This is a genomic window from Acinetobacter sp. NIPH 2699, from assembly GCF_022549355.1.
Classification (GTDB): domain Bacteria; phylum Pseudomonadota; class Gammaproteobacteria; order Pseudomonadales; family Moraxellaceae; genus Acinetobacter.
This window is the reverse complement of sequence record NZ_JAKZGL010000017.1, coordinates 46,710-66,275: the sequence shown is the minus strand read 5'-3', so window position 1 is coordinate 66,275 and position 19,566 is coordinate 46,710. Positions and strand designations below refer to the sequence as shown.

Genomic DNA, 19,566 nt, shown 5'->3' with positions numbered 1-19,566 from the left:
AACCTTTAGGGCTAAGTGTTACACTACCATTCTCAGTGCCTGTTCTAATCCTCGTTGTTTAATCGATGCCCCTGCCCCAAACCAAGCTGAATCGAGTCGATGATCGGTACTCATGGCACGACGTTCATGATCTACAAATTCCGTGATCGAACACAGTAGACCATACGCCGTATCTTTGGCTGAGCTGAGTTCTGCCCCTCTTCCATGTCCGTTAAATAGGGTCATCACTTTAGACATGGCACGTCCATTGGGTTCAGTTTTATTGTCACCTCGAAGGTTGCTGGCTGGAATGGCTTTGGGCATTGCCGAGTTTCGGTAGAATTGAATCAGTCGATCATCCTGTTCAGCACTGCTGAGGTTGGGATTGTTGAACACTGCATCGAAATAAGCTGCGGCTTCTTGTTGCGTGACTTTGCGTTGACTCAGTTGTTTCATTTCATACATGTGCTCATCCCATGCACGCACTGAGATACCCAACTGTTGTTTAACTTTGTTTGCATCGAACTTGGTGCTATGTGGAACCTTAACCACACCTGCACTGCCTTGTTGTCCTTTCAGTGCAATAGCGAGAGTGTTATTACATACCACGCGGATACTGGTGAATTGAGCTGTCGTTGCCAATGTTCCATCACAAGCGGTTGCTAATAAAATGTAGCCATTACTGACATCCTTGCCTTTGAGGGCTGCACTCTGTCCTGTTCTAGCCAATGCCCAGAATTTCTTACCCCCTTTCAGCACCCCTGCGGTTTCCAGTTCAAAACCCGATTGTTCAGTGAGATCACGATAGAACTCCAAGATTTCCATTGGTTGTACTTCCTGAAAGCGTTGACTGACCACCGATAACGGTGCGTGGGTATCAGATCGGTATAAGACCCGTTGTTCTTGATAAGGTAAGATCAAGTTTTGTTGTTTATGGTTCTCAGCCATGTAATTAACATCTGAAGATTCAATCCGCCAATCCATGCCTGCTTGTTTCGCCCAGACTTCAATCGGTTGATTTGGGGTCAGTTGATTGCCAAGTCCATGCCAAGGGGTTTGTCCAACATAAGCCATGTTTTCGATTAAATGTGCCATGCGTTTAATTCCTCTATAAAGGTAAAAAGTAAAAACAGTGATTTAAAAAATTTAGTTCGCCACAGCAAAGTCGCATTGACAGTGCAAACAGCGATAATGTTGCGCGCCACGGTAGTAGCGATAGAAATAGTGTTGACTGACCAAGATCAGTGTTCCCCCAACCAGCACACCAATCAGTCCGCCGATATAAGGTGGAATTGCAGCAGCTTTGGCGAGTTTGAAGCCCAGTGAGGCAAAGCTTAGGGGAGAGAATGTGTCGATGATTCTTTCAAAATACTGAAAGTTGTTGGTCTGCTGTTCAGTAAAAACCACCTGTTCGGAATTGCAGTAAGGACAACGTAGGGTAGCCATGCATCTGCTCCTGTGGTGGGATATGAATGTTGTCGGCATAAAAAAGCCATGCCCTAATTGGGCATGGCTTTTATGTCAGTTGTTGTGTTTTTTAGCGGATTAGAGTGTTATTTAAAGCTATAGCTGGCTGCACCTTGGTCGGTTTCAATATCAACTTTGACCACCGAATTAAACGGACACTTGAGATATAAGCGTAACGATTGTCCGATCTGAAAGTGCTGCGGGAATTTAATCTCTCTGTCAAATTGCTTGGTATAACTACAACGTCCATTATTTACATCCACTTTGGTCACAGAGATCGGCGCTGAATCAATTGAACGAATCGTTAACACGTTATCAATCAAACCAAATCCCCTTCCCATAAAGCTTGGGTTATTTTCTTCTGCGAGATTCACCTCAAATCGATTTGGATCAAGACCACTACTGCATCCTGAGATCAGCAACGGGATTGAAAGGAATGAGGCTATCATCATTATTTTGAATTTATTCACGGTTATATTTCCTATCTTGGTTTCGCTTTATCGGTGCATCCCCAACAAAGTGATGGTTGAAGTGGAGATGCTGCTTCATAGCGGTAATATGTATTTGAAATTTGTTTATTCTTAAAAACGTCCACACTCAAATCGCGATAAGATGCGTATTAACACACCCCTAAATAGTCTTTGAGATAGTCTCTTGCCTGATTCAGTTGCATCGCCTGTTGTTCAATGAGCTGGCGTACCGAGGGCGGTAATTGCTGGTACTTGTCAGGATGAAACTCTGCCATCTTTTTTCGGTAGGCGTGCTGTACGCGATCTAGGCTGAGTTGCTGTTGGTCGATTTCCAAGAGTTGACAAGCGTGCTGGATACTCATGCCACTGTGCGATTCAGGCTCAGGATGATCATTGTTTTGTTGGTTGTCTGAAGTGAACACTTCCCTTAATAGCTCATCGATTTGCTGACGCGTCAGCCCTAAAGCATCTCCCAACTGATAGAGAAAGTTCATCATTTCTTCGAGGGGATATGCGTTCATCGCCATCAAATGAAATGCCTGTACCATCAGTTCTGCCTTTGCCGTGTAAGGCATGTTGGTTCCCCAACTGATGACACTCTGCCAAATTTTGGTCCATGGCTTACATATACCGCTCAGTAATTGCTGCTCAAGATATTGTTTTGCAGGTTGAGGAAAACGTTGGAACTGTTCAGCAAGATATTGGCGACTTTCAGGTTGACAGACTGAGGTTCTGTATAAGGCAAAGAATACCATCACATCAATCACCCCAGTCATGGCGGGTGACAGTGATGTGGACTGAGATTGCTGTTTTTGTTGGCTTTGGCTTCTAGCCTGTCGGGTATTGAGTAATTCACGCAAACCCAAATTTAAGTGGTGTGCAGTTTCTTTATTGATCTGGGTGAAACGCATGATCCGATTGCCATTAACATCCAAACCGTAGCCAAAGAATCCACCGCTGACATTAATGGTTTTAATGTATTCAAATAAAAACATGTTGCTGTCTTCAAAAGATTCTTTGGTATAGATGCCTCTCTCGGTCAGACATAATCCTGCTTTGGCACTGCCAAAGACCGTATCATCGATCAACATCAATACATCGGATAAAACAACAGAGACAGGAAGATAGCTTGCAGCGCCTTGTAGCTTCTGCTCTGGAATATGCGGTGCAAGATAAACCTGTGGATCGTGTATCAGTTGTTTAAACCACATCGAGTTCTGCATACAGTCTTGAAATGAGGTATAGCTCATGGTATCCCTCTATCCAAATCGCTTTTTGATCGCACAATGTTGCAGTGCGGCAATGTTTGTCTCGTAGTAATCACTTGGCGGTAATTGTTTCTTGTACATCTCGTTCAAGCGCTTTTTTCCATAAACCTCTTCAAGTTTTTTATAGGCACAACTACAGATACTGCGGTCACCGATTCCTTTACGGCAGTCTCGTTTAAATTCGGATTCAGCCCCTCTAGAACAGGCGCTCAGTAATAGCCCCATTGCGATGACCATCAGGATGTTTGTTTTTTTCATCAGTCTTTCTCATTTAATTTTTAAAAAATCTGCCAACCGTTCACGGAGTAGCTGTCATGTCGTAAGTAAATCTCTTGTTCTGTCATAAAGTTTTGGTTATAGGCTTTTTCAAAGCGTTCCACTTTAATTTGACAGCGGTAGATATCGTGTTTCGGTCTTGCACCAGCTTCACCTTCATAGGGATTGGAACGTTGGCAGGCTTTCAGATTGACCTGTACCACATCAGCATCTTCTTCATGCATTAGAGTCAGAATTTCATCAGCAGTCGGTGCTTTGCCACCACCGATCAGTCCACACCCCTGCATACTCAGCAACAGTAGTCCAAATCCCATCACAACTAATTTAGGTAGCATCAGTAAACTCCTTCTTCAGGTTCTGAAAGCTCAAGGTTGGGTTCAGGAGATGTGAATGCTTGCTTGACTTTGGAGTAGCTACTTAATCCAAATTTGAAAGGAAAAGCTTGATGTAAAGAGAAACGATGTTGTTGCATGGTTCCTTCGATCAACTCTCCATACTCTGTTTCAAACTCCTTTACCGTGACCACATCAGGCTGGAAGTGATAAATGAGATCATTGGAAGGTGCCAAGATGATTCGATCTAAGGTCAATTGTTGATTGTTATAGTTAAAGACCAATCCTAGGTTTGCTTGTCCCAACCAACCACTTGATTCGATGGCTCTATGTATCTCCTTCGCATCATTCGGGGTAATCGACACGGCAAAACTGAATTGACTGACTGCGTAATGCTTTCTATGACCTGAGAGTTCATTCTTATAAGAGGCTGTCAAAGCTAAGGCTTGATGATCTGCATCATAGCGAAACTCATCATATTGACCTGGGTATTCTGAGGTGCTGATTGTCAGGGTGTGCGCCAACATATTCAGTGCTGCTTCCAGTTGCTCTAAGTCAACTTGCATCTTGGATGTCAGGGCTTGTAAGCGTAGTTCTCGCTGTGCCACTCGTTGTTGGTATTGGGCTGTGGTTTCATAGGTGTCTTTGCTGAGCGGTTCTACGGTCTTTAAACTTCTCACGCGGTTGATAATCAAATCATTGGCTGCGGCAAAGAGATCATTCTCAGCAAATTCTGACAATAGATATTGGGGTTTAGAATGATGGGTGCCAAAGACCAATATTTGGTTAGGTTTAAGCGGTATGCTTTTTCGTAACGCTGCCCGTACTTCATTCGGTTCAGATAGATAATCACTTAGAATATCAACCCCACCGACCGACTCACCCTCCGCCACAGGTGTTAATGTTGCGACGCCAGCAGCATCTATAATCACAGGGCGTTGTATCGGTTGTTGTAGACGTTGGCTGGTATTGGCAGATGGTTTTGGCTTCGCTGCAACCGCCGCTTCTTGCTCAGGTTCAGACCCAGATGAGCAGGCAACAAGCACACATGGACACAACACGCATGCCATCAAAAAACGATAGGTATACATAGGGATAGTCCCCCCATTTAAATAAGCGCTATTTTTTTAAGAAATTGTTTTTAACTTTTTATTAGACACAGGGATGCCTTAGCGGCGGTCTAAACAGAAAAGCAAATGCTTATCAAGATCAGGGAACTGAATAAAGAAAGTGAAATTAGTACGCATGGCGGACTCCTAGATGTAATAGAAGTTCTACCAAATCACTGTCAATTGATGGTGGCAGAACGAAAGAGGGTTGACAGACTGATCATCTAGTACCAGCACGCGCGAACGCGTCCCCCTCCCGTTCTACCGCAAAGGGGGACGAGAAGGTTTCGCACAAGTCATATACTCAGAAAGAATATGAACCTGATACGCTAGATGAACGGTCTGTCAAAACCGACTGGCAATGTAGGCCAGCACGGAAAGGATAATCTCCCCTCTACCTGCCGTCAAGCAGGTAAAGGAAAGAGCTTTCATTTTATTTTTTAAGATTTTTTATTATACTCATTCACATACATCTCAATTTATAACTGATAAAAATGGGTCAAAAAAATACGATAAAAGTCATCCAAACCAGTCAGACAAAAACCATCATCAAATATTTGTTTTAAAAAGATAAAGGTGGTAACTTACACAAGATTCAACGTCTGTTTTGCGTTGCCAAACTCAAGGTTGTTATAATCAACTTAGTCGAATACATCCTATTTAATAAAGAGCATATGACTTACAAGAATGTAATATTTACAGAACCAGCGTCAGACCCTTCTGAGTATTTTAAAATTCAACATCAAGTCGATGCTTTAGAAAAAATGGTCCTTCACCGTTATATTTCGCACGTAGTTACTACACGGGTAACTAACAAAAAAAAGATTGTCCATGAAAATGGACGAATAGAATATGAAGAAACGCATGAGTCTATTCATCCTAATACTATTGATTACGTCTACCTAAAAATTGAATTTGAAAAAAATCCATACTGCTTATAAGAATTTTGGTTATGCGATATTTTCAACTTATGTCATGCAATACGCAAAGATCTACATCAAGGTGAAATTGAAGCAGCCCAATCTAAACTAGAAGAAGCTCTATCGATTAAAAATCATTTCACCGTTTTGTCTGAGATTATGCAGCTAAATAGACTATATACAGGTCGAGTCCGCCCTTACCCTAAACCTATCCATACCCAGTTATATCATCTTGTAACACCTAAACTTTATTCATATATGGAGATATCTCATAACCCTGAACAACACTCTAAAGACATCGAAACTCTCATAAGGCAACATATAAAAACTACACTACAACAGAGATGCGCTATATTATTTTTACGACTGCTTAAAAAGCGCTCAAAAATGAAACCAACATGGGCTTCTAAGAATGCGGCAGCAAAAGAAGGTAAAAAATTATTGGATTATTATTTCGCAGAGTCACCAGACGTTAAAGGTTGCAGAAGAATTCGGAACCCTAGAGATCGTATCAAATTTTTAAATCTCAAAGATCGTATCGAAATTCTAAACTCGAAAGACGATGAAAAATTTATCTATCAAAACGAGCGAAAGGACAATCGTAATAAAAAAAGAGAAAAAATGATTATTAAGGGAAGAACAAAATACATTCAACATTTTAAAAATATGAAAAAAAGAGCCGAAGCAACACTTAACGAAAAATCTTGGCTAAAAAAACCTAGCAAAAAGTGGTCAAAGCTAAGTGAGAAGAGCAATACCATATTAAACGTAATAGAAACACTTGATTGTTTAATCAAAGAGCAAGAAAGCTACCTTAGCAGAATTTCAACAAAAGGTAATTCTACACAGAATAAACCTTTCAATTTTTTTTATAAAACTAGCTATAGTACAGAAACATTAACAAAGTGGTTAGATGAGGCCCCACAAATAAAAGAAAGTATAATAATCAAAAAAGATCCAAACAATAAAAGAAAAAAATGAGGAATTAGCCCAAAAATAAACTAATTTCTCATACCATAAATGAGCAAAAAAATCTTCCGAATTGGGTTCTCTCTTAAAAACTCACCAAAAAAAATAAACTATTGTTTTATATGGAAATTTGTTTTTAGACCATAAAAACTTATAAACAAGAAGTCTATTAGAAACCTCTGTAAAGTGTGGCTTAATCGGAATAGAGCTTGGCAAGATAGTTTTTGTTATGAGCTGATTTTATCTGTGCTTAGAAATTCCGAGAGTTAAAACTGCTGTTTCCTATTACAAGTTTTGGAAACTAAAAGCCACTCACATTTGGAGTAACTATGTACATAAAAACATCACACGATTCATCTAAAAACATCCTAGTTGAAAGGTGTTTTTCTGACAATTCTAGTCCCATTCTATTTAGGATAATATTACTTTTGTTTACAACACCTTACAACAAAGTAAGAGATATATTTACATGTACTACAGTTGCTAGTCAGAAGCCTGTTCTATCTCCAATTATGTTAATGGGGGAATAAGATGAAACGTAAACCTAAAGGGAATAAATTCAGTTTCAAGAGATTACCTGAGACTACAATCTATCCTTTAATCAGTGATTCGACCTATCAACTTACCCCCTCATCAGCAATGAATGAGACGATCTTGTATAGGGAGTATCGAATAAAAATGATGCTAAACATAGCATCATTTGTAAGGGAGTGCTGTTTAGCAAAACGAGTTAACAGCTAGCATTACGTCAGTTGATGGCTTTAATGGGCTGCTCTCTTATCCTGATTGGTTTCGTCCTTTTATTCCTATATTTGATGAAATCACATCAGTCTATCCTAAGCTATATGAAGACTTTAAGGTCTGTGAAGAGATTTCCTGCTTCCAAAAGGCATTAGACCAATTAAGTTGCGTTAGTATCTTAGGATTGTTTGAATATCGGCCTCAAAGCCTGATGTACATGCAAACGAGAGTTGACCTACTAAATCGTTTTTTTCAACTGATACGTGAGTGTATGAATAGCAAGGAAGTAAAGGAAGCTATTCAAACACGCACCCAAAATAGTAAATCTAATTTAAGTTCATGTCGTGAATTGATAAAAGATTGCTTTGAAAAGTCGTCAAAGCTGTTAATTCTACGTATCGATTTTGGGTTTAAAATCCCAGATGAGGTATTGAATAGCCAAGATCAGGCACATGATCTTAAACATGAATTTCACTCTTTAGATAAACTCAACTTGCTAAAAGAACTTTTAAACAAGTTCGTAAAGAACCGTCGGAATAATTCAAAACTGAAGAAAATTTTTGCATATATTCTGAAGTTTGAACATGGGATAAAAAAAGGGTTCCATGCACACGGGATATTCATTCTAAATGGCAATGAATGTCAGAAAGACGGTTACTACGCAAACGAGATTACAAAGTATTGGGAAAAGCTCACAGATGGTGCTGGCTGTACATACGACTGCCATATAGCAAAACATAAATATAAAAGATTAGGTATAGGTATGATTAACTACCTCGATAGTGAAAAACGTATGGTTTTAGATGAATGTCTACAATATCTGTGTAAAGCAGATCAAACATTCATATTCAAAGCTTTAGACTCAACTGACTACAAATCAATGCATAGAAGTCAGAAGCCTAAAAAACTTAGCAATGCTGGGCGACCTCGTAAGGGTTCACAGTCACTAGACCAAGCGTCTTCTGTAAATAAAAATGGTGGGGAGCAATAATATGTTGATATTGACCAAAAACAACTTTCCGTCATTGCAAGCGGGATATATGTCAGCTACGGGTAAACTGGCTCATCCACACCCTAGCCCATGTGATTTCCATCAGGTAACAGAGGAAATATCCAAGCTACGAATCCCTAATGCAGGTCAAGCAAATGCTTACCCCCACCCAAAGGTGCATGAGGTTTTCGGGACACTGGTTAATACATTACGTTGCTTACCATCTTCGCCTTGGTGTAATGGTCAGATGCCTTCATTGACGCTCAACCCAAAATTATTTTTGTGCGGACAAATGGCTAATCAATATGGACTTACTCCCCCCAATTCTGATTTTGGCATTGATCCAAATAGACTGATTAGCTTTGTTTATGCATTTCAAGATCAGTTACAAACGCATCACTACAATGCAGCAAACCAAGAATGGGAGGCTACATTGAAAGCTAGTGTTCAAAAGTTCACTGATACGTTTAAGGTGGTTACGAAAGCAGCCAACGGTTTTACGAGTCATGAGTTCGTGATTACCACGGATACAACCCAAATTGGTTCGCCCCAGTTAAATAGGGCGATTGAAGCAGTCAGCAGTGAATTTATGAATAGTTTTGAAGATCAACAGCTACTTGCAATCTTCTTGAAAAAAGAGCCGATCTTGAATAACCAAGTAAGACTACGTTTCATCATCTTACTACGTCGTGATTTCATAGATGACCCTGTATCACTCAATAATCTAGGCTTTTTTGAAAGAATTAAACTGGATTTTGAACAAGTACATAACTACCAGCTCTTTTATGATACATCTCTATTGAATAGGTATATGGCGAGCAATCTTTTTCACAAGAAGAGTCGCACGTTCAAAGAGCAGATTATGCAGCTAAAAATTTACCTTGTCGGTACTGATAGCTTGTACAGAATTGGTAGCACTGATTCGACGTTTAGTGTTTTGTATCTGATAAATGAAGCTTAATAGAGAGGTGGTTTTAAATGGGTGCATTCCAGCTTAATACAGCGGATTACCTGTTTATGAAATATCGCACTATGGCAATCGACTTGATGACGATAGTCAATGACTACTACCCTCATTTAAGTAAGGCTGAAGCACTCAGGAAGGCTAATAATTGTGAGTTTCCTTTCTCAGTGTTCAAAATAGATAAAAGTAAGCGTGCACCATTTTTGGTGCACCTTAATGACTTTGCTGATGTTTTAGATAAACAGTATTCACAAGCTTCCAAAGATTTTGCTACGTTTCATCAATGAGGCGTAGCACCTCCTCCAACTGCATGACATTCCTTCGAGCCTTGACTGACACGTATCTTTGCAGACTGCTCCAAGAATCATGCAGGCTTACTTTCTGAATCTCTGGAATCATAAAACTTTGTTCTGCAAGTCTAGTACACCCTTCATGTCTTAGATCGTGAAAGCGCAAATCCTCAATCCCTAGCATCTTGCAAGCTTCTCTGAACTCCTTACCTAAGCTTTTAGGATTTAATGGCAAAAGTAAATTTTCATCATGACCTAATTTCAACATTCTACTACGAACCTCACGATCCATTAATCGATCAATAATCATTTTACAAGGTTCCAAGACTTCGAAAGTTTTATGATTTCCTTTCGAACCATTTGGATTCTTCAAATCATGGACTTTCCAAAATGAATGATGCTGATCATAATCAAATAAACTTAATCGAGTTAATTCTGCTTCACGCCTACAAGAAAAAATCGCAAACCAAATCACTAAATGCATTGGATACTTCGTCCCATATTTGTTGAGCTTCCATCGTTCAACAAAATACTTAGTTAAAGCTATTAACTCTTCATTGGATGGCAGCCTATCTCGTTTATTACTAGAGGATATTTGACGTGTTTTTCTCAGTTGCGCTGTAGCTTTATCAAAACTATTTAAATCAATATTTATATCCCACATGACAGCGGCATGAGACAATACACCACGAATATGTAGTAACTCATGCTGTTGTGTACTTGCTGCAATTGGTTCTAAATCAAGATGAGGAACACCTGCCTTTCTTAAAGCAACATGATCAGCTAAATGTACTGATTTTATTTTTGTGATAATATTGCGCGCTATCGGAAATTTCTTAATTAAGTGTAGAGAATAGCGTTTCGTCCTTCCGTACTCGCTCCCAACTTCTTCCAAATATTTATCAATGGCATCTGCCAAGGTTAGGTCTATAAGTTGTTCTTTGCCTAACAAAATGTCTGGATTTTCTTGAATCTCAACTTCTCTTTTCTTAAGCCAGTTCTCCGCCATTTTCTTTGAATGGAACGTTTTGCTTTCAGAATAGACAGGATATCCCTTTCGATTGATACGGATAGCAGCACGGTAATTCACATTACCATCTGCACCTTTTCTAACTGTAACCGACCCCATAATTTACACCATGAACTATTTTTCTCATTATGGTGTAAAATTTGGTGTAAATGCAAACAGCAAAACCCACATTCACAGGTGTTACCATGCGTTTACGCAGATTCAAATACTCGATTTAAAGGTATGATTTTAAATGACTATTAACAAAAACCTTGAAACCATTAGTAACCCAAGAATCAGTGTAGCTCCGATGATGGATTGGACAACCAAAGATTACCGTTTTTTCGCACGTTTATTTAATCCCAATGTAGTGCTATATACCGAAATGGTGACCACAGGTGCCATCATTTATGGCGGAGCAAATCGTCATTTAGATTTTAACAAACAAGAACATCCGATCGTGCTACAGCTTGGTGGTTCCAATCCACAAGAGTTAGCCACCTGTACCAAAATGGCTGAGGACTGGGGTTATGATGAAGTCAACCTAAATGTCGGCTGCCCAAGTGATCGTGTTCAAAACAATAAAATTGGTGCATGCTTAATGGCTGAGCCAAACCTCGTTGCTGAATGTATTCACAGCATGCAACAGGCAGTATCTATTCCCGTGACAGTAAAACATCGTATCGGCATCGATGATATGCACTCTTATGAAGAAATGCTGCATTTTGTCGATACCGTGGCTGCAACAGGCTGCACCCATTTTATCGTACATGCACGGATTGCCATTTTGCAGGGCTTATCACCGAAAGAGAATCGTGAAGTGCCACCGTTACGCTACGAAGATGTCTACCGCCTGAAACAAGAACGCCCACACCTGACCATTGAAATAAATGGTGGCATCAAAACCCTTGAAGAAACACAACAACACTTACAGCATGTCGATGGTGTCATGATTGGTCGTGAGGCCTATCACAACCCTTATTTATTGGCTGAAATGGGCCAATTATGGAATTTAGAAGCACCTAACCGTTTTGACATCATGCAACAGATGATGCCGTATATTCATCAACGCGTTGCTGAAGGTGCGCCGCTCTCCATTATCACACGCCACATTCTCGGTTTGTTTCAAAATTTACCGGGTGCTCGCAAATGGCGCCAAGCACTCAGTGGTGGCAATGCAAAAACCATCAATGATATTGAAAGTGCAATTCAAAATATCCAAACAGCGATGCAACGCACCGAGGACTATATCCGAGAACAGCAACACTAAAGCCATCCTGTTTAGACTCAAAGGATGATGCATGAAGCTCATCCTTTTGAGTATTTAAAGTTATTTAATAACAGTATCTTGTGATATTTTCATTTGACTCCACACAAAGTTGAATAAGGTCAAATCAGAGCTTTAGAATTCAAACGTTCACCATGAATATGCACATAAGTGAATCACTTGTTAATTTTTCTAATGAATGAGGAAAGTTATCCCACTTCCCAAGATAAAAATTATTCAAATATAAAACAACCACTTGAACCTTAAAAAACCAACGATTTCTTGTTTTTTTCGCCCCCAAAAGATCATTTAATGCACGATTTTGAAATATAATATTACAAATCAATTTATCAAAAGTTAACACTCGCTAAATTTTTGATAATTAATAAAATAATTGTTAGACGATTTACGCTAAGTTATCCCCAAGCCAGCACAAATGATACATTATTACATTACAAAGAGGTTTTTATATCTTTTTTCGCTTACCATGTCTTTCGCCAAGAGTCTGGCATTCATTCGGTTATTTAGAAATGCGATAGAGTTTAAAGATGATTTATGATGCACCCTCAGTTGATCACAGCATGGTTCACACCCCACCTCATCAAATGATTGTGACGACCAAAGATGTACCAAAACATCCTTCAGTCGATGTCATGGCCTTTGCACAAAAGTTAACACGTAGAGCGTCTTATCGTAGTTCATCGCAATGTGCGAAGTTCGTCAGGATTGCTTTACAGTCTGCGGGCGCAAAAATCGTCAATCATCCTGTTGCAGCCTCAGATTGGGGCAAAACTTTACAAGAAATTGGTTATAAGAAAATCACTCCAGCTTTTGATCAACCGCAAAAGGGTGATATTTATATTATTCACCGCACACAGAAACACCGTTATGGGCATATTGCTGGTTTCTCTGGCACACAGTGGATTTCAGACTTTAAGCAACGCAGCCATGATATTTATAAAGATAAAAATGTGACTTATAGTTACTACCGTTTAGGTTCAAACTACATCTAATCGAAGACAGGGGCTGGAATAATCAGCCCTTCTTTAAATCTAGCTTTTTCAACACTTCCGCCACAGCAACCATCGCAAAACTAGAAGTCACAACGACTGCTGACCCATACCCACCACAACGCAAGCCTGCGCTTGGATTAAAAGAAGTGGCGTTTTCTGACGTAGCGCAAAGCTCCACACTTGAAAATGGATTATCGATTGAATAAACACAGCTAATCCCGAACTTTTCTTTTGGTTTTTTACAGATACCTTTTGATCTAAGTTGTGCGCGTAATTTTGCCAACATTGGGTCTTGTTCAGTTTTAGACAAATCTGCGACTCGAATTTTGAGCGGATCAAGCTTGCCACCCGCACCACCAGATACAATCAATGAAATCTTGTTAAAACGACAATGCAACATCAGCGCTAGCTTGGCTTTGACATCATCAATACAGTCTAAAATGATGTCAGGAACAGGATTTAGAATGTCCTGAACATTTTCAGGTGTTAAGTAATCATCTATGACATTGACTTTGATTCTTGGATTGATTTGACGACAACGCTCTGCCATCACTTCAATTTTTTCTTGTCCGAGTGTAGAGCTTATTGCTGGAAGTTGACGGTTAATATTGGATGCGGCAATCACATCCATATCGACGAGCGTGAGTTCACCAATGCCAGTACGGGCCAGCGCTTCAACAGCCCAACTCCCAACCCCACCAATCCCGATCACCATGACGTGACTTTTTTCATAATGCGTGAATGTGCTCTCTCCATAAATCTTAGCCACGCCAGCAAAACGGCGGTCATATTCATCATTTTGGAGATCAGTCATGTGTCACATCTAACATCGGTAAAATCATGCTTATTTTACCTGAATCCTGACTTAGATTGAATAAAGCCCTGTAAGTTACAGGGCTTCTTTCTTACTCACGATGCAATCAAGTTGCGTAATACATAATGCAGAATTCCCCCTGCTTTAAAGTATTCCACTTCATTTAAGGTATCTATTCGACACAACACTTTAAATGAATCTTGGCTTCCATCTTCTCGAATCACACTCACCTCTAAAGCCTGATGTGGTTGAATCTCATCAGACAGCCCAGAAATTGAAAGAATCTCTCGACCAGTAAGATTTAAAGACTGACGTGTTTTCCCGTCAATAAACTGAAGTGCTAATACGCCCATCCCAACAAGGTTAGAACGATGAATCCGTTCAAAACTTTCTGCAATCACTGCTTTTATACCCAACAAATTGGTGCCTTTGGCGGCCCAATCACGTGAAGAACCTGTGCCATATTCTTTACCAGCAATAATAATCAGCGGTGTTTGATCCTGTTGATAACGCATAGAGGCATCATAAATCGACTGTTTTTCACCACTCGGAATATGGATGGTATAACCCCCTTCTTCACCATCTAACATTTCATTCTTAATTCGAATATTGGCAAAGGTGCCTCGCATCATTACCTCGTGATTACCACGACGGGAACCATAGGAGTTAAAGTCATTCGGATCTACCCCTTGTTCCTGTAAATAACGACCTGCTGGACTGTCTTTTTTGATATTCCCCGCTGGAGAAATATGGTCTGTTGTTACCGAATCACCCAGCACTGCTAAAATACGTGCCTGTTCAATATTGGTGATTGCTTGAGGCGGTTGCTCAATCCCCTCGAAGAAAGGTGGATGGCGAATATAAGTAGAGTCATCCTGCCATGCATAAGTTTGGCTTTGCGGAATCTGAATCGCTTGCCATGTAGCATCGCCATCAAATACGGCTGCGTATTCTTTATGGAACATCGCAGTGGTGACTTGTTGTAATGCTTGATCAATTTCTGCCTGACTTGGCCAAATGTCTTTTAGATAAACATCTTGCCCATCTTTTCCAGTACCAATCGGCTGTGTGGTTAAATCAGTACGAATATTACCAAGCAGACCATACGCAACCACCAGTGGTGGTGAAGCCAACCAGTTGGTTTTCACCAATGGATGTACGCGACCTTCAAAATTACGATTGCCTGAAAGTACCGAGGCAACATTCAAATCATGGCATTGAATCGCCTCTTCAACAGGATCGGGCAAAGGACCAGAATTACCAATACAGGTGGTACAGCCATATCCCACAAGGTTATAACCAAGCTGATCGAGATATGGTGTTAGTCCTGCCGCAGCCAAATAATCGGTCACCACTTTTGAACCTGGTGCAAGCGAACTTTTGACCCAAGGTTTGCGTTGTAAGCCTTTCTCAATCGCCTTTTTCGCCAATAAACCTGCGGCTAACATGACACTTGGATTAGAGGTATTGGTACATGACGTGATTGCTGATATCACCACATCGCCATGGTTTAAAGGATATATTTGCCCATCAATGGTACAGGATGGACTCTCATGTGGAAGATTGGCTTGATGAGCTGCAACGGCTGTGCCGCCACCTCCTTCATTTTCCAATTGTTCTTTCATCTCTTGGGCTGGTTTTAATGTCAGCTCCATGAGTGCATGAAAGGTTTTCGGTACATCTGCCAGTAACACACGATCTTGTGGACGCTTAGGACCAGCCATGCTTGCTTGAACCGTACCCATATCAAGACTCAATGTATCGGTAAATACTGGCTCATCTCCAGCATTTCGCCATAGACCTTGCTCTTTACTGTACGCCTCAACCAAATCTATGCGTTCTTGTTGGCGACCTGTCAGTATCAAATATGCCAGTGTGACTTCATCAATTGGGAAAAAACCACAGGTTGCACCGTATTCAGGTGCCATATTGGCAATCGTGGCACGGTCAGCGAGTGGTAAATCGGCTAAACCATCACCATAGAATTCGACAAACTTACCGACCACACCTTTTTGACGTAGCATTTGGGTAATAGTGAGCACCAAATCTGTTGCGGTAATGCCCTCATTCAGTTTACCTGTCAATTTGAAACCAATCACTTCAGGAATCAACATTGAAACAGGTTGTCCTAGCATTGCGGCTTCTGCCTCAATCCCGCCGACACCCCAACCCAACACCCCAAGTCCATTAATCATAGTGGTATGTGAATCTGTCCCGACCAAGGTATCTGGGAAAGCAAAATCTTGACCATCCTCTTCACCCAGCCAAACCGCTTGAGCCAAATATTCCAAATTGACTTGGTGACAAATACCTGTACCCGGTGGAACCACACTAAAATTATCAAATGCAGATTGTCCCCAACGTAAGAATTGATAACGCTCGCCATTGCGTTCCATTTCAATTCTCACGTTTACAGCAAATGCATTTTGATTGGCAAAATGATCAACCATGACCGAGTGATCAATCACCAAATCAACAGGTGATAATGGGTTAATTCGATTTGGATCACCGCCTGCTTTTGCCATTGCTGCACGCATGGCTGCTAGATCAACCACAGCGGGTACACCCGTAAAATCTTGCATCAACACTCGTGCTGGTCGGTATTGAATTTCTTGATCGGAGCTACGTGTTTTTTGCCAATCCACTAAGGCTTGAATATGTTCAACTTTTACACTTTTTTGGTCTTCAAAGCGCAATAAATTCTCTAATAAAACCTTTAAGGATTTAGGTAGATGCTCAATATTGCCAAGTGTCTGTGCTGCACGTTTCAAGCTAAAAAATTGATATTGTTTTGAATCGACAGTAAGTGTTTGTAATGCATTAAAACTATTGATTTTGCTATATCTGGCCATAGGACAATCCTCCCAGTTTGGCGATTTCATTCGTTTATTATCAAGTTCTTTATTTAATGTAAGCCAGTTTGGGAAATGCTGTGTTCCCTTTTAGTTATCTTATTTAAAATTACATGATTATTATTCTATTAGAGATAGGCACTATCTGAGATGTAACGCCTCAGAAGAGTTGTGCCACAATTGCGCGGCAAGCTGCGTTTGAGGCAACTGAAGTGCTTGTGCCAAACCATCTAAGACATAAGGTAAATTCACAGGGGTATTACGGGTTCGATGCTCAGTTGATGTCTGACAACATAAAGGCGTCATATCAGGACAATCTGTTTCTATCACCAGATTTTCAACCCCAATCGCTTGTACCACTTGATGTAATTTCTTCGCATTTGGATTGGTGATTTGTCCCGTTACACCAATTTTAAACCCAAGTTTAACCCATGCCTTCGCTTCTTCAACGCCACCACTAAACGCATGTGCGATGCCACCCAATTTGAATTTTTGCGCTTTTAAGATCGCAAGGGTTTCTGCGTGGGCTTTGCGAATATGTAATAACACTGGTTTTTGATATTGTGTTGCGAGTTCCAATTGCGCAATAAAATAATGCTGTTGTTTAGCAAATAATTCTGGCTGTTTATGTGCTTTTAAAAAAGTATCTAAACCAATCTCGCCCACAGCAACACAATGATGCTGCTTTAAAACCTGTTCCAACTGATGTAAATGTTCTAGCTGATGTTGCTCGATATAAAAAGGATGTAAACCAGGTGCGAGATAAGATTGAGGGACATTTTCCCAATGTTGTAATTGTTGATGGGTCTGAATGAGTTCATCAAAGCGAGATGCAACAAATCCGATCAGAACCAAAGCCTCTACCCCCACTTGTTTGGCTTGTACAGCCAACTGCTGCCGATCATGATCAAAATCGGCAACATCAAAATGGGTATGGGTATCAAATAATGGCATTAGGTCTTGCTTTTAGTGTCTGCAACAACTGTCGAAGCTGCTGGCGCATCGACTTTGGGCAAATATTCAGGCTTTAAAACCCCTTGTAATTGATCAAATGGAATCACCAAGCGCGGTAAACCGACCACATAAGGACCAATTTCATATTCGCTATATTGTAGGATTAAACCATTTTCGCCTAACAAGAAATTATCCGTCATTTCAAATGGCCAAGCTTGCTCATATTCTTCAGGATTATTGGCAAGTTTAGAGTCGACGATCCATGCCTTAAATGCTTCATGTGTCAGTTTTTTTAAAGTCGCTTGCTGTTTTGGTAACAGTAAATCATTTAAGTGAATATTCTTTTGATTGACCAAATCGAAATTATAGTAACGTTGTGAAGTCGAACCGTGCGCGCCCCCCATATAACTACTACTATTGAGTACCACCGTCGCTAACATACCTTCTGTTTGTAATATCTTTGGTTTAACCAACAAACTAATCTGATGACTAATACTCAGGGCTTTTAACTCCTCATCAATTTTAATAAAAGCATTGGCATATTGCTGTACTTGTACCTCTAAATTCGACTTTTGCTCAGCGGCTTGTACCGTAGATACTGCTTTATCTGCATCCACAACATCCAACATTTTGCTGAGTTGATCTAGGATTTCCTCATCCAGAAATTGATCAATAAAGACAAAGTTACTCTTTAAACGCTCAACCACAAAATCAGGGCAAGTATTGCCCTTACATTCGGGTAAAGTGAGCGCCACTTTTACAGTTTCACCACGCAATATAGATTCTGTTTGCTGCTGTATCGTCGCTGGGTCTTGTGGCTGATCTTGTGATTCTTTTGGCTCTGATTTCGGTTGGCATGCCGCAAGTAAAATTGCACAAGCAAGAACACTGTATTTATAAAAATTTTTCATCTAGAACCTATCACCATTATTCGTATACAAGCTTTTTAAAATGCTATCTGACTTCATGAAAATCTGCTATAAGCACATGCAATTTCTATACGTATCTTACTCAAGTTAGAACATTTGTTGATAAATATCGGGCTGTAACATCTGTTGAGTTTGTTCTGCTGTGAAATAAATCGCCAGTTGTGGCGCATCTTTACTGATTTCATTGGCACGATAATGCAATCCAATTCCTTCGCCATCAAAGAACCAATCTGCTTGCCCCCAGTATAAGGTCTTTGGCACTTGCTTTTTCACTTCGATAGACTGCTGTTCGACCCATTTCTGATAATGGACTTGAATCACATCATGCATAGCACTTTGCTGGTTTTTTTGAATCACATCTAACACCGTTAAGTGCTTTTGTCGTTTACGATCTGCGACAAAGAAATAATAACGATCTTTGACCTCGATATCTTCTTGTTTGGTATCCACGCCCACTTGTAACAACACATACTGATTGCGTTGTGATGCCATTCGCGTATTCAGGTGCAATGCATAGGCTTTATTTTCCGAATACTTATCCTGCCATTCATCAGACTTTTTCACGTAAGCATTTATGGCTTGTTGTAAGGTCATACTTTGTTTTAATTCTATTTGCTGTTGAATAACCATGGATTGGTTTCTCTCAATCCACGTATTCAGCCACGCATCTTGGGTTTTAATGGTTTGGATATCAACATCTATACAGTTTTTCTTTTCACAAAAAGGCAAAGCATATTTTGCTTTGCTTTCTTGGATATTTAAGTACGGAAGAATCTCTGCTTTTTCAGTCTTTGCTGTTTTCGACTCAGTCGACTCTGCTGAATCAGATTCATTGTTTTTCGGATAATCACATGCCGTTAAAGCCATCATTCCAATCATTAAAGTTATACTGAGAATGGGTTTTAAAGCGTTCATATCATCATCCTTTATTTTTCTTCAATTCTTGATTATT

19 protein-coding genes are annotated in these 19,566 nt (G+C 40.2%); 6 read left to right on the top strand and 13 right to left on the bottom strand.

Annotated elements, in window-relative coordinates; genetic code table 11:
* Positions 1–18 precede the first annotated feature (18 nt).
* From MMP72_RS14100 to MMP72_RS14070, 7 genes are all read right to left on the bottom strand, one after another.
* Entirely contained in the window at positions 19–1,074 is a 1,056-nt protein-coding gene (locus tag MMP72_RS14100; protein WP_241318295.1) for a DUF932 domain-containing protein, read from the bottom strand.
* A gap of 51 nt (positions 1,075–1,125) precedes the next feature.
* Positions 1,126–1,425 carry a hypothetical protein gene (locus MMP72_RS14095; protein WP_241318293.1) on the bottom strand — a complete coding sequence of 100 codons (300 nt, stop codon included), beginning with the start codon at positions 1,423–1,425 and terminating at the stop codon, positions 1,126–1,128.
* Between the two features lie 107 nt (positions 1,426–1,532).
* A complete protein-coding gene (locus tag MMP72_RS14090) occupies positions 1,533–1,916 on the bottom strand; it encodes a hypothetical protein (protein ID WP_241318291.1) in 384 nt (127 codons plus the stop codon).
* A gap of 149 nt (positions 1,917–2,065) precedes the next feature.
* A complete protein-coding gene (locus MMP72_RS14085) occupies positions 2,066–3,166 on the bottom strand; it encodes a hypothetical protein (RefSeq protein WP_241318289.1) in 1,101 nt (366 codons plus the stop codon).
* Between the two features lie 9 nt (positions 3,167–3,175).
* Positions 3,176–3,442 carry a hypothetical protein gene (locus tag MMP72_RS14080; RefSeq protein WP_241318287.1) on the bottom strand — a complete coding sequence of 89 codons (267 nt, stop codon included), beginning with the start codon at positions 3,440–3,442 and terminating at the stop codon, positions 3,176–3,178.
* Between the two features lie 20 nt (positions 3,443–3,462).
* Positions 3,463–3,795 carry a hypothetical protein gene (locus tag MMP72_RS14075; protein WP_241318285.1) on the bottom strand — a complete coding sequence of 111 codons (333 nt, stop codon included), beginning with the start codon at positions 3,793–3,795 and terminating at the stop codon, positions 3,463–3,465.
* Positions 3,795–4,883 carry a hypothetical protein gene (locus MMP72_RS14070; protein WP_241318282.1) on the bottom strand — a complete coding sequence of 363 codons (1,089 nt, stop codon included), beginning with the start codon at positions 4,881–4,883 and terminating at the stop codon, positions 3,795–3,797. Before MMP72_RS14070 ends, MMP72_RS14075 begins: the two co-directional genes overlap by 1 nt.
* A gap of 1,325 nt (positions 4,884–6,208) precedes the next feature.
* On the opposite strand from MMP72_RS14070, the gene MMP72_RS14065 reads away from it, so the two are divergent.
* From MMP72_RS14065 to MMP72_RS14050, 4 genes are all read left to right on the top strand, one after another.
* A complete protein-coding gene (locus MMP72_RS14065) occupies positions 6,209–6,802 on the top strand; it encodes a hypothetical protein (protein WP_241318280.1) in 594 nt (197 codons plus the stop codon).
* 1,000 nt (positions 6,803–7,802) lie between these two features.
* Positions 7,803–8,522 (top strand): inovirus-type Gp2 protein, encoded by a 720-nt coding sequence (locus MMP72_RS14060; RefSeq protein WP_241318278.1) that lies wholly within the window; start codon positions 7,803–7,805, stop codon positions 8,520–8,522.
* Position 8,523: 1 nt separating this feature from the next.
* A complete protein-coding gene (locus MMP72_RS14055; protein WP_241318276.1) occupies positions 8,524–9,483 on the top strand; it encodes a hypothetical protein in 960 nt (319 codons plus the stop codon).
* A 17-nt stretch (positions 9,484–9,500) separates the two neighbouring features.
* Positions 9,501–9,773 carry a pyocin activator PrtN family protein gene (locus MMP72_RS14050; RefSeq protein WP_241318273.1) on the top strand — a complete coding sequence of 91 codons (273 nt, stop codon included), beginning with the start codon at positions 9,501–9,503 and terminating at the stop codon, positions 9,771–9,773.
* Here the strand turns inward: MMP72_RS14050 and MMP72_RS14045 are convergent.
* Entirely contained in the window at positions 9,757–10,905 is a 1,149-nt protein-coding gene (locus tag MMP72_RS14045; RefSeq protein ID WP_241318271.1) for a tyrosine-type recombinase/integrase, read from the bottom strand. The two genes, MMP72_RS14050 and MMP72_RS14045, sit on opposite strands and share 17 nt — an antisense overlap.
* Before the next feature lie 133 nt (positions 10,906–11,038).
* Between MMP72_RS14045 and dusA the strand changes: the two genes are divergently transcribed.
* Together dusA and MMP72_RS14035 are read left to right on the top strand one after the other, a co-directional pair.
* The gene (gene dusA, locus MMP72_RS14040; protein WP_241318269.1) at positions 11,039–12,055 is read left to right on the top strand and encodes a tRNA dihydrouridine(20/20a) synthase DusA; all 1,017 of its coding nucleotides are present in this window, start codon (positions 11,039–11,041) and stop codon (positions 12,053–12,055) included.
* Positions 12,056–12,600: 545 nt separating this feature from the next.
* Positions 12,601–13,065, top strand: a complete 465-nt coding sequence (locus MMP72_RS14035) for a CHAP domain-containing protein (RefSeq protein WP_241318267.1) — start codon at positions 12,601–12,603, stop codon at positions 13,063–13,065.
* A 22-nt stretch (positions 13,066–13,087) separates the two neighbouring features.
* Here MMP72_RS14035 and MMP72_RS14030 read toward each other — a convergent pair whose 3' ends face one another.
* The 5 genes from MMP72_RS14030 to MMP72_RS14010 all read right to left on the bottom strand — a co-directional run bounded on the left by MMP72_RS14030 (position 13,088) and on the right by MMP72_RS14010 (position 19,529).
* A complete protein-coding gene (locus MMP72_RS14030; protein ID WP_241318265.1) occupies positions 13,088–13,879 on the bottom strand; it encodes a tRNA threonylcarbamoyladenosine dehydratase in 792 nt (263 codons plus the stop codon).
* A 95-nt stretch (positions 13,880–13,974) separates the two neighbouring features.
* Positions 13,975–16,731, bottom strand: coding sequence for an aconitate hydratase AcnA (acnA, locus tag MMP72_RS14025; protein WP_241318263.1), 2,757 nt, complete (start codon positions 16,729–16,731; stop codon positions 13,975–13,977).
* Positions 16,732–16,872: 141 nt separating this feature from the next.
* A complete protein-coding gene (locus MMP72_RS14020; RefSeq protein WP_241318261.1) occupies positions 16,873–17,685 on the bottom strand; it encodes a TatD family hydrolase in 813 nt (270 codons plus the stop codon).
* On the bottom strand, positions 17,685–18,596 hold the full coding sequence (locus tag MMP72_RS14015; protein ID WP_241318259.1) for an RsiV family protein: 912 nt from the start codon (positions 18,594–18,596) through the stop codon (positions 17,685–17,687). Before MMP72_RS14015 ends, MMP72_RS14020 begins: the two co-directional genes overlap by 1 nt.
* 105 nt (positions 18,597–18,701) lie before the next feature.
* Positions 18,702–19,529, bottom strand: coding sequence for a hypothetical protein (locus MMP72_RS14010; protein ID WP_241318257.1), 828 nt, complete (start codon positions 19,527–19,529; stop codon positions 18,702–18,704).
* Positions 19,530–19,566 lie beyond the last annotated feature (37 nt).